Below are 9299 nucleotides of genomic sequence, written 5' to 3'. Positions count from 1 at the left end.
GAACCAATCAGTCCAACAGCCCCTTCAGCACCACACCACGGCACATCAGAAAACAAGCGATAGATGGGCATTAGAGATGAAAACGACCTCTAAGGCGGTGTCTGAGATGTTCCTCAATCGTCGGAGGGAGAAGCGGCGGGCGCGTCCATAGGCGAGACGGCGACTGGCAGACTGAGGGAGTTGATCCTCTTCTGCAGTGAGTTCGCATGCCGCAGTCCCGTGAAGCGATTTTGAGATGGGTCGTGGCGATCTGACGGATGCGCAGTGGCAGCGGCTGGAACCGCTGTTGCCGCCGATACCGAAGATGAGCGGCCTCCGCGGGACCGTCGACAGGTCTTCGACGCGATCTGGTGCGGTCTCGGACTGACTCGCCGTGGCCAGACTTACCCGAGCGGTACGGGCCGTGGGAAACCGCGTACTCAGTCTTCCTGCGGTGGCAGATCGACGGAACCTGGACCCATGTCATGAGGGAACTACAGGTCAAGGCCGATGCGGCTGGGCGTATCGAGTAGGAGGTGTCGGTCGACTCGACCATCTGCCGGGCGCCAAATCCGCAGCTACCTATGTAAACGGCGGATCCCGCACACCATCCCGGAGAAGCGTGACCGGGCCGGACCGCACCCGCCGGGGATCCGCCGGAGGCGACCTCCCGGTCGCCGCCACCTTTGCTCGACGCCTGGCCTGAGCGAGTGGCGGCATTCCGCGAGACGGTCGCCCGGTCAGCCCAGTGACCGTGCCCTGAGTACGGGCCCGTCGTTGGCGTGGGCGGGTGGACACCGCTTGTCCGGCATTCATCGCGTTGGGCTCCGGACGGGCGACCCTTGCGAGGCCCCGGGCTGCACTGCTGCCGCAGTGGCAGGCCGGGGCATCCGCTTGATCACGCGGAAGAGAGGTAAGGCGAGCGCACGCCCCGCCGACAACTACATCCACGTCTATATCCCTACGGCGGCGGTCGTGCCGCCCCACCGGCGCCCTGTCCGGCGACATCCTTCGCTACGCCGTCGGTCGCCCCGCCGACCTCGGCAGGGATCGCGAGCGGAGGCGCCATCACGCGGAAGCGGTGTCAATCCCCCTGCTTGGGCACCTCGGCAATGTATGCGTCAAGGGCATTCATCGCTTGGGCCCCGTTCGGCTGTGCTGCCTCAGGAACTGATTCCGACGGCCCACCCGTGCTCGTAGTCGAGTCGCGAGGCGTCGACCTCTCCAGGAACCGCAGCAGTTCGACAGGGAAGGGCAGGACGAGTGTGGAGTTCTTCTCCGCAGCGACCGCCACCACAGTTTGCAGCAGGCGCAGTTGCAGCGCGGCGGGCTGGTCGGCCATGGCGGCTGCTGCCTCTGCGAGCTTCTTGGAAGCCTGCAGTTCGGCATCGGCGTTGATGACGCGGGCCCGTCGTTCGCGATCGGCTTCCGCCTGGCGGGCCATCGAGCGTTTCATCGTCTCCGGAAGTGAGACGTCCTTGATCTCCACCCGGTCGATGGTCACGCCCCACTCGACGGCTGGGCTGTCCATCATCAGCTCCAGGCCCTGATTGAGTTTCTCCCGGTTGGAGAGCAGGTCATCGAGTTCGCTCTTGCCCAGGATCGAGCGCAGTGAGGTCTGAGCCATCTGGGAAACGGCGAAGCGGTAGTCCTCCACGCGGATGATGGCATCGGCCGGAGCGACAACCTTGAAGTAGATGACAGCGTCGACCCGGACCGTGACGTTGTCCCTGGTAATCCCGTCCTGGGCCGGAACGGGCATCGTCACGATCTGCATGTTCACCTTGTGCATCCGGTCCACCCCGGGGACGATCATGGCGAATCCGGGCCCGCGGATCGCTCCTCGCAGCTTGCCGAAGCGGAGAACCACTCCGCGCTCGTATTGCTTTACCACGCGAGCAGCAGCCGCCACGTACACCACCGCAGCCGTTCCAACAACGGCCAACGTCGTCATGATTGTCTCGAGCATGACGCTGCCCTCCTTCAAAAGGACTGCTCCCGTTAGCGTTCCCGTTTTACCTGTACTTGACCCTTTCGGCGGTGTTCTCCCCCGGACACCTCTCGAACCAGCTGCCGCGTCTCGAACGGAAACGCCAGGTACGTGGTCAGCACACTGCACAATCAGGCTCCGCCGAGACGCTGCACATTTACGCAGGTCAGTGAAGGTTTCACGCCTCGGACAGTTGTCCACGGGGGTGCTTTGTCCCGTTCGGGGACACCCCGGCGCGCGGTGGCGACCCGGCCCCGGCGCTGCGGGGGCAAGAGCCCCCAGGGACAGTCGGCCTCCTGCCCGCGGCCCAAGGCTAGAAGGCCGAGTCGACGCAGCCGATGCCGGTTCCCGGCAAAGATGAACACGAATTGGCTGCAGCAGAGTCCTGCATGCCGACGCGCATGCCTGTTTCGGTGCTCACACTCACGACGCGGCTTGTGGCCAGTCGAGGAGGCGGGCTCCGATGACCGCAGTCTGGAGCGTGTAGCGGTGCACGGGGTCTGCGGGGTTTGCACCGGTGAGCCGGTGGATGCGCTCGAGGCGGTAGGTGAGGGCGCGGACGCTGAGGTTGAGGCGGCGTGCCGCCTCGGCTGAGACACAGCCCGCGTCGAAGTACGCGGTGAGGGTGTCTAGCAACGGGCCGGGCCCTCCCCGGCTGCCCTTGAGGGGGCCGAGCACGTTGGTGACGAGGTCTGTCATTGCGGCACGATCACGTGTGAGAACTGGGTAGACGAGAAGGTCCGCTGCGCGCAGGACGGAGTCGTCGAGGTGCATGCGCTCGGCCAGGTCGAAGGCGTTGAGTGCCTCTTCGTACGAGTGGACCACGCCGCCCGGGCCCGGATGGGGGCGCCCGATCGCGACCTGGCCTCCGTCGGTGGCTGCGTGGGCGTGCTTGGCGAAAAAGGCGAGGATCTCGTCCTGGTCGCCAGGGGCGATGCAGACGAGGCGGCCGTCCTTGGTGGTGAGGAGGATGCGCCGATCTCCGTAACGGGCGAAGACTGCCTGCTCCACCCTGCGCAGGACGGCGCCGGTCTCGTCGTATGACGCGGAGTGGCCGGCCACAGCAACGGCGTGGGCATGGGAGAGGCGAAGCCCGAAACGTTCGGCCCGTTCGGCAAGGCGGCCCAGGTCGCTGCGCCCGTAGAGCAGGTCGTCGATGAATTCGCGGCGGGCCGCTTCCTCCTGGCGTACGGCGAGGCGCTGGGCCCGTTCGTACCCCTCGGAGAAGGCATCAATGGCCTGCTCGACAGCAGCCAGAACACTGTCAGCAGCGCGTCCGGGCCAATCGGCCCGGGTGGCGGCGAGGTGCTGGACGACCAGGGCTCGCAGGCTATGTCCTGCTTCCGCCGCACGTTCGCCGAGGGCGCGGCGGGACTGCAGTTCGTCACGGGTCAGGCGGCGGCCGGTCGTGGCGACCTCGGAGAGGATTTGTGTGTAGCCCGCCAGGTAGTCCTCTGGCACCTCGTGCTCCGCCACGCGTCCCCCTGATCCTTGATGCTGCGCTGACGCAATCTTGATGCAACGGTCATCAGGGTGGCAGATCACCGGGAAGCTGCGGTCGGCAGCCGTCTGGGCGGGCTTGCTGCCTGCGGTTAGGGTGTCAGCAACGCGTCGAGAAGACGCGCGGTGTGCCGGGAAGTCTGGTCGGCGTCCTAGGGGCCGTGTGCCCGTACGTCGATGCCCCGGAGGTCCCCGGATGGCCGCTGCCCCTCGTGAACGTTCCCCCTTCCTCGGCCTGCTGCCGTGGCCGGAGCGTCAAGCTGTGGCCCAGGCGCTGCGAACCGAGACGGTCGGCGGCCTCGTACTGCTGGCCGCAGCCGTGGTCGCGCTGGTGTGGGCGAACACGCCCTGGAGCGACACCTACGAGCAGATCCGCGACTTCCACTTCGGCATTCCGGTGCTCGGGCTGGACCTGTCGGTGGGCCACTGGACCGCCGACGGTCTCCTGGCGATCTTCTTCCTGGTCGCCGGGATCGAGCTGAAGCGTGAGCTCGTGCTCGGCGAGCTGCGCACCCCGGCCACGGCGGCCCTGCCCGTCGTCGCTGCACTCTTCGGCATGGTGGTCCCCGCCGCGCTGTATGCCGCCATCGCTGCAGCGGGTGGCGGCAGCCTGGACGGCTGGGCAGTGCCGATGGCCACCGACATCGCCTTCGCGCTCGCCGTCCTTGCCGTCCTCAGTACCCATCTGCCCTCCGCCATGCGGGCCTTCCTCCTCACCCTTGCCGTCGTGGACGACCTGGGCGCGATCCTGATCATCGCGATCTTCTTCACCAGCGACCTGAACCTCGCGGCCCTGGGCGGGGCCGTGGCCGGACTGGTCGTCTTCTGGGTGCTCCAGCGCTACCGCGTGCGCGGCTGGTGGTGGTACGTCCCGCTCGGCGTCACGATCTGGGCCCTGATGTACAACGGCGGCGTCCACGCGACCGTCGCCGGCGTGGCAATGGGTCTGATCCTGCGCACCGCACGCGACAAGAACGAGACCGCGTCGCCCGGCGAGCGCACCTCCCACGTCCTGCACCCCATCTCGGCAGGTGTAGCCGTTCCGCTGTTCGCCCTGTTCGCCGCCGGCGTCGCCGTCTCACTCCCGTCCCTGGGCGACGTGTTCACACAGCCGGAGCCGCTCGGGGTGGTGCTGGGTCTCGTCGTCGGAAAGACGGTGGGGATCTTCGCCGCTACCTACCTGGCCGCCCGTTTCACCCGGGCCCGCATCAACCCGGACCTGGCCTGGGCGGACGTGTTCGCGCTCGCGGTCCTGGCCGGGATCGGCTTCACCGTCGCCCTGCTGATCGGCGAGCTCGCCTTCCCCGACCCGGCCGCCGCCGAGCACATCAAGGCCGCTGTCCTCGTCGGTTCACTGATTGCCGCCGTCCTGGCCGCGCTGCTCGTCAAACGCCGCAACGCCATCTACCGCCGCCTGTACGAGGAGGAGATGCGCGACGAGGATGCCGACGGCGTCCCCGACATCTATCAGCAGACCAGCCCGGGGAGCGACAGTGCCGGGACCGGACAGTGAGAGGCCAGTCATGCGCGCACGGGATCTCGCCGAGCCCTACCCCTACGTGACCACCGACGACCAGGCCGTGGACGCGGCCAGAATGCTGGCCGAGCACTCACTGCCCGCGCTGTTGGTCCTCGACGCCGACGGACTGCCGAACGCCATCGTGCCCGGCTCACAACTCGTCCGACAGCTCATGCCCCCATACATCCTCGAGGCCCCGCTGCTCGCGGCCGTCGTCGACGACCGGCAGGAAGTCGCCGATGTGGCGGAACGGCTCGCCGGGCTCACGGTCGCCGAATGGGCGCCCCACCGCCTCTACCCGCCGCCCACGGTCGGACCCGACACCCGCCCGATGGAAGTGGCTGCCCTCATGGCCCGCACCCACAGTCCTTTGGTTGCCGTCATCGAACGCGACGCCGGCCGCGTACGCCTCCTCGGCACCGTGACAGCCGCGCGCCTCATGCAGCACTTCATCGAGACATCGTGAACACCGCAGCATCGGTGATGACGGTGGCCATTGTGGCTGTCGCACTGGTGATCAGGACCGCGATCGCCGAGATACGGCAGCCCGGCAGCGCACGCAAACAATGGGCCTTCGTCACCAACGCCCCTGCGATGGCTGCAGGAGCAGTGAGCGCCGTCTTCCTCAGCGTCATCGGTTGGCAGTCGACCGGGGGCGGTGCCGTGGCCTGGGCGCTGCTCGCGGGAGTGCACGTCGCGTACATCGTGACCCAACGCCCGCAGTGAGAATGAACCGCCGAACGGTGAACTTTCAGCGCGGCCGGTCAGGACCTCGCGCTGCCGGGCACGATCACCTCGGTCAGTCGGGCAGCCCCGCTTCGAGCCCCGTCCAGTGTCCTGGCACGCGAAGTGCGACGATCACCGATGTCGGACGTTTGTGAGCATCTCCGCGGCGTTCGCGTCGTATCGGTGTACGTCATGGATCAACGGCGTGGTGACGCCGAACTCAGCTGTGACGAGGTCCCCTGTGTGCTGAAGCGGCCCTTACTGAGTGGCTTGTTCGCCGGCCTGCGGCGTTGAAGACACTGGCGCTGACTCGGTGCTGATGGTCGGCGATGGCGCAGGCCATGGGTATTCCGCCGATGGGGGACTCCAAGGCTCCGGGCGCGACGGAGCGGCAAAGGGTCCGACCCGGTTCTCCATCATGATCATCATGATCACGGCGAAGGCAATGCTGATGATGATGAGCGCCAGCCCGACGGGGTTGTTCGCGTTGTAGACATACCGGCTGGTTCCCCACTTGCTGCGCTTGAAGACGGGTTCGTAGTCGTCGTTCACGGGAGAACTCCTCAAGTGGGGGCGGAGGGGTGTACCCGGCGGGCGATGCCCCTCTCCTGCTGCTCCGGGCAGAGCACGGCGGAGGACCGCTCAGTCGATTACGCCCCTCGGGCCGCTGGCGATCGTCAATGTGATCACACACGGCCGACACAGGACTTGTCTGTACGAGCCAGGTGCGCCGCAGCGGGCCTTCCCGGCACTCTGTGAGGCGAACGTACAGGTGTCCAGCTCGACCACGACATGCACCTGACGGGCACTCATCGCTCCCACAACCTGCGGGATTCCGGCAATCCCTGCCTGCGTCGCTTCCCGTGAGGTTCTTCGGCGAACGCTCCAGGGCCACGCGTCCCTACATCTACCGCGTCACCGGGCCACTTGGACATCGCGGAGCTGTACCGGCAACACCGTGCCGGTAACGGCCGGCCCGCATGGGAGCTTCGGGCGCTCGGCCAGGGCTGGGCCGACCCAGGCCGAATACGACCGCGCGTACACCGGCCGGTCGGCGTCGCCGGGGACCGCGCCGAGGTAGGTGTGGCCGGTCATGTGGCACCAGGCGGGCAGCTCATGAGGGGCGGCGGGGTCTGTGGCGATGACGTGGACGACCGTGCCCGCATCGGCGCCGGCGATGCGGGCATGCAGCCTCAGCAGGAGGGTGACGCACAGCAGGCTGGTGCCGTCGAAGGTGACGTCCGCCGACGGTGCGGGGGTCTCGGTCATCGGGGCAGGGTTAGGGTGACGCCACAGGCGGCGGGGCAGCTCGCCCTCCTCGAAGGCGCGGACCTCGTTCAGGGTCCAGCCGTCGGCAAGGGGATCGACCAGCTCGCGCGGGAAGAAGTGGACCGGGAAACCGACGTGCTCGAAGATGTCGTCGCCGTGCGCGGTGCCCGCACCGTAGTGGGTGTCGCCGGTGTGCCGAACGGTGTAGACGAACACGCCCCGCCGGGCCGCAGGACACGGCGGACCTCGCCGACCAGGGCGTCGATCTCCTTCGTCGACAGCGCCATGCACAGCAGCATGTGCGCGAAGACCGCGTCCACCGAGGCGTCCGGCAGCGGCAGGAGCTCGCGAACGTCGTGCACCGCGGTGTCACCCGCGCATCGGCTCCCCGGGGCGGGCGACGTCGCGCAGCTGCTTCAGCCCGATGGGGCTGAAGTCGGTTGCTTGGACGGTGAAGCCTTCGCGGGCGAAGAACAGCGCGTCCCGGCCTGCCCGGCCCCCAGCTTCAGCACGTCCTGGGCCCCCGCCGTCCTGAACACGGCGGCGGCGTGGACCGCGGACCCGGACGGCTCCGCGCGGGCTTTTTCCGATCCTGCTCCGGGAGAGGATCGTTTGTGAGAACGACGAAGGACCCCGGCGGTCGGCCGGGGTCCTCTCGGGTTTTGCGGGTGGGTCAGTGGCTGGAGAGTTCGCCGGTGAGCTTGCCGTGGAGGTCGGCGCTGGGGTCGTTCAGGCCGATGATCTCGACGCTCTTGCCGCGCTGGGCGTACTTGGTCTCGATCGCGTCCAGGGCGGCCACCGAGGAGGCGTCCCAGATGTGGGCGGCGCTCAGGTCGATGACGACCTTGTCGGGGTCGGTGGCGTAGCTGAACTGGCCGACGAGGTCGTTGGAGGAGGCGAAGAACAGCTCGCCGGTCACGGAGTACACGACGCTGGTGCCGTCGGGGTCGGTGACGGCGGTGACGTTGGCGAGGTGGGCGACGCGCTTGGCGAAAATGACCATCGCGGTGATGGAGCCGACCACGACGCCGATGGCGAGGTTGTCGGTGGCGACCACGCACATCACGGTGATGACCATGACGGCGATCTCGCCGGCAGGCATCCGCTTGAGGGTCTTGGGCGCGATGGAGTGCCAGTCGAAGGTCGCGAACGACACCATGACCATGACGGCGACCAGCGCCGCCATCGGGATGTCGGAGACGACCGGCCCGAAGACGATGCACAGCACCATCAGGAACGCGCCCGCGAAAAACGTCGACAGACGCGTACGGGCCCCGGACACCTTCACGTTGATCATCGTCTGGCCGATCATCGCGCAGCCGCCCATGCCGCCGAAGAAGCCCGTGACGATGTTGGCGATGCCCTGACCGATGGACTCGCGGGTCTTGTCGGAGCGGGTGTCGGTGATGTCGTCGACGAGCTTGGCCGTCATCAGCGACTCCATCAGACCGACGAGCGCCATGGCGAAGGCGTAGGGCGCGATCGTGGTGAGGGTGTCCAGGGAGAACGGCACGTCCGGCAGGCCCGGCACGGGCAGCGAGGACGGCAACTCGCCCTTGTCGCCCACGGTCGGCACGGCGATCCCGGCCGCGACTGTGATGACGGTGAGGATGAGGATGGAGACCAGCGGGGCCGGAATCACCGTGGTGACCTTCGGGAAGAACACCATGAGCGCCAGACCGGCCGCGATCAGCGGATAGACGGGCCAGGGCACGTCGTGCATCTCGGGGACCTGGGCCATGAAGATCAGGATTGCGAGGGCGTTGACGAAGCCGACCATCACCGAGCGCGGCACGAATCGCATCAGCTTCGAGTTCAGCGGCCGCTGTCACCGGGGGCGAGCAGGCTGGTGAGTTCGGCGATGGCCTCCGGGCTGGGTTTGAAGTAGCGGCGGACGTTCTCCGGCTTCTTGTGCCGGGACTTCGCCATCAGCATCAGCAGACTCGCCCCCGCCTCTGCGAGGTGGGCCAGGGTGCAGTGGCGCCACTCGTTCAGGTCCCAGCCCGTGCCCGGCCCGCGCACGGCGGTGTGCTCGTCCAGCAGTGCGCGGGCCTGCCCGTACGACAGTCGGGCGAAGCCGGTGTCCGGGCAGATGTCCCGGGGGCTGACGGCCTTCCCTGGGCCGGGGTGGCGGTGGGTGACGAACACCGGCCCGCGGGTGCGGCCATTGAGCAGCCGGGTGGTGCCGGCGTCCCACAGGAGAATGCGACGGCACCGCATTCTTAGACGTCATCTCATTTGGCTATCTCGGTAGAGTGTTGTTCATGGTGGGAATCGTTGAGCGGTTGGTGCCGGACGAGTTGTGGGGGTTGTTCC

8 protein-coding genes and 3 pseudogenes are annotated in these 9299 nt (G+C 67.6%); 4 read left to right on the top strand and 7 right to left on the bottom strand.

The window, feature by feature from the left end:
- Positions 1-350: 350 nt before the first annotated feature.
- A complete protein-coding gene (locus tag AC067Z_RS38090) occupies positions 351-512 on the top strand; it encodes a transposase (RefSeq protein WP_478794231.1) in 162 nt (53 codons plus the stop codon).
- Between the two features lie 551 nt (positions 513-1063).
- On the opposite strand, the gene AC067Z_RS38085 is transcribed toward AC067Z_RS38090, so the two are convergent.
- Together AC067Z_RS38085 and AC067Z_RS38080 are read right to left on the bottom strand one after the other, a co-directional pair.
- The gene (locus AC067Z_RS38085) at positions 1064-1948 is read right to left on the bottom strand and encodes a slipin family protein (RefSeq protein WP_478794230.1); all 885 of its coding nucleotides are present in this window, start codon (positions 1946-1948) and stop codon (positions 1064-1066) included.
- 444 nt (positions 1949-2392) lie between these two features.
- Complete coding sequence (locus AC067Z_RS38080; RefSeq protein ID WP_478794229.1) at positions 2393-3445, bottom strand: PucR family transcriptional regulator; 1053 nt, start codon at positions 3443-3445, stop codon at positions 2393-2395.
- A 220-nt stretch (positions 3446-3665) separates the two neighbouring features.
- Here AC067Z_RS38080 and nhaA point away from each other — a divergent pair, with 220 nt between their 5' ends.
- From nhaA to AC067Z_RS38065, 3 genes are read left to right on the top strand one after another with little or no spacing between them, the layout of a single operon-like run.
- On the top strand, positions 3666-4982 hold the full coding sequence (nhaA, locus tag AC067Z_RS38075) for a Na+/H+ antiporter NhaA (protein ID WP_478794228.1): 1317 nt from the start codon (positions 3666-3668) through the stop codon (positions 4980-4982).
- Between the two features lie 10 nt (positions 4983-4992).
- Entirely contained in the window at positions 4993-5454 is a 462-nt protein-coding gene (locus AC067Z_RS38070; RefSeq protein ID WP_478794227.1) for a CBS domain-containing protein, read from the top strand.
- Positions 5451-5714 (top strand): hypothetical protein, encoded by a 264-nt coding sequence (locus tag AC067Z_RS38065; RefSeq protein ID WP_478794226.1) that lies wholly within the window; start codon positions 5451-5453, stop codon positions 5712-5714. Before AC067Z_RS38070 ends, AC067Z_RS38065 begins: the two co-directional genes overlap by 4 nt.
- A 258-nt stretch (positions 5715-5972) precedes the next feature.
- Here the strand turns inward: AC067Z_RS38065 and AC067Z_RS38060 are convergent, their stop codons facing one another.
- From AC067Z_RS38060 to AC067Z_RS38040, 5 genes and pseudogenes are all read right to left on the bottom strand, one after another.
- Positions 5973-6266, bottom strand: coding sequence for a hypothetical protein (locus AC067Z_RS38060; RefSeq protein ID WP_478794225.1), 294 nt, complete (start codon positions 6264-6266; stop codon positions 5973-5975).
- Between the two features lie 363 nt (positions 6267-6629).
- Positions 6630-7199 (bottom strand): sulfurtransferase TusA family protein, encoded by a 570-nt coding sequence (locus AC067Z_RS38055; protein ID WP_478794232.1) that lies wholly within the window; start codon positions 7197-7199, stop codon positions 6630-6632.
- A gap of 56 nt (positions 7200-7255) precedes the next feature.
- A pseudogene (locus AC067Z_RS38050) lies at positions 7256-7303 on the bottom strand (hypothetical protein); the annotation flags it as partial.
- Positions 7304-7656: 353 nt separating this feature from the next.
- Positions 7657-8796, bottom strand: a pseudogene (locus tag AC067Z_RS38045) (SulP family inorganic anion transporter); the annotation flags it as partial.
- A 2-nt stretch (positions 8797-8798) separates the two neighbouring features.
- A pseudogene (locus AC067Z_RS38040) lies at positions 8799-9179 on the bottom strand (site-specific integrase); the annotation flags it as partial.
- Positions 9180-9299 lie beyond the last annotated feature (120 nt).

The sequence above is a fragment of the Streptomyces sp. NPDC043812 genome (assembly GCF_056436245.1).
The sequence above is the reverse complement of the archived record's forward strand: the minus strand, read 5'-3'. Positions and strand labels throughout refer to the sequence as shown.

Bases quoted from the DNA above. Each gene is read 5' to 3' on its own strand.
- AC067Z_RS38085 (WP_478794230.1), bottom strand. From the start codon at position 1,948: ATGCTCGAGACAATCATGACGACGTTGGCCGTTGTTGGAACGGCTGCG.
- nhaA (WP_478794228.1), top strand. From the start codon at position 3,666: ATGGCCGCTGCCCCTCGTGAACGTTCCCCCTTCCTCGGCCTGCTGCCG.
- AC067Z_RS38070 (WP_478794227.1), top strand. From the start codon at position 4,993: ATGCGCGCACGGGATCTCGCCGAGCCCTACCCCTACGTGACCACCGAC.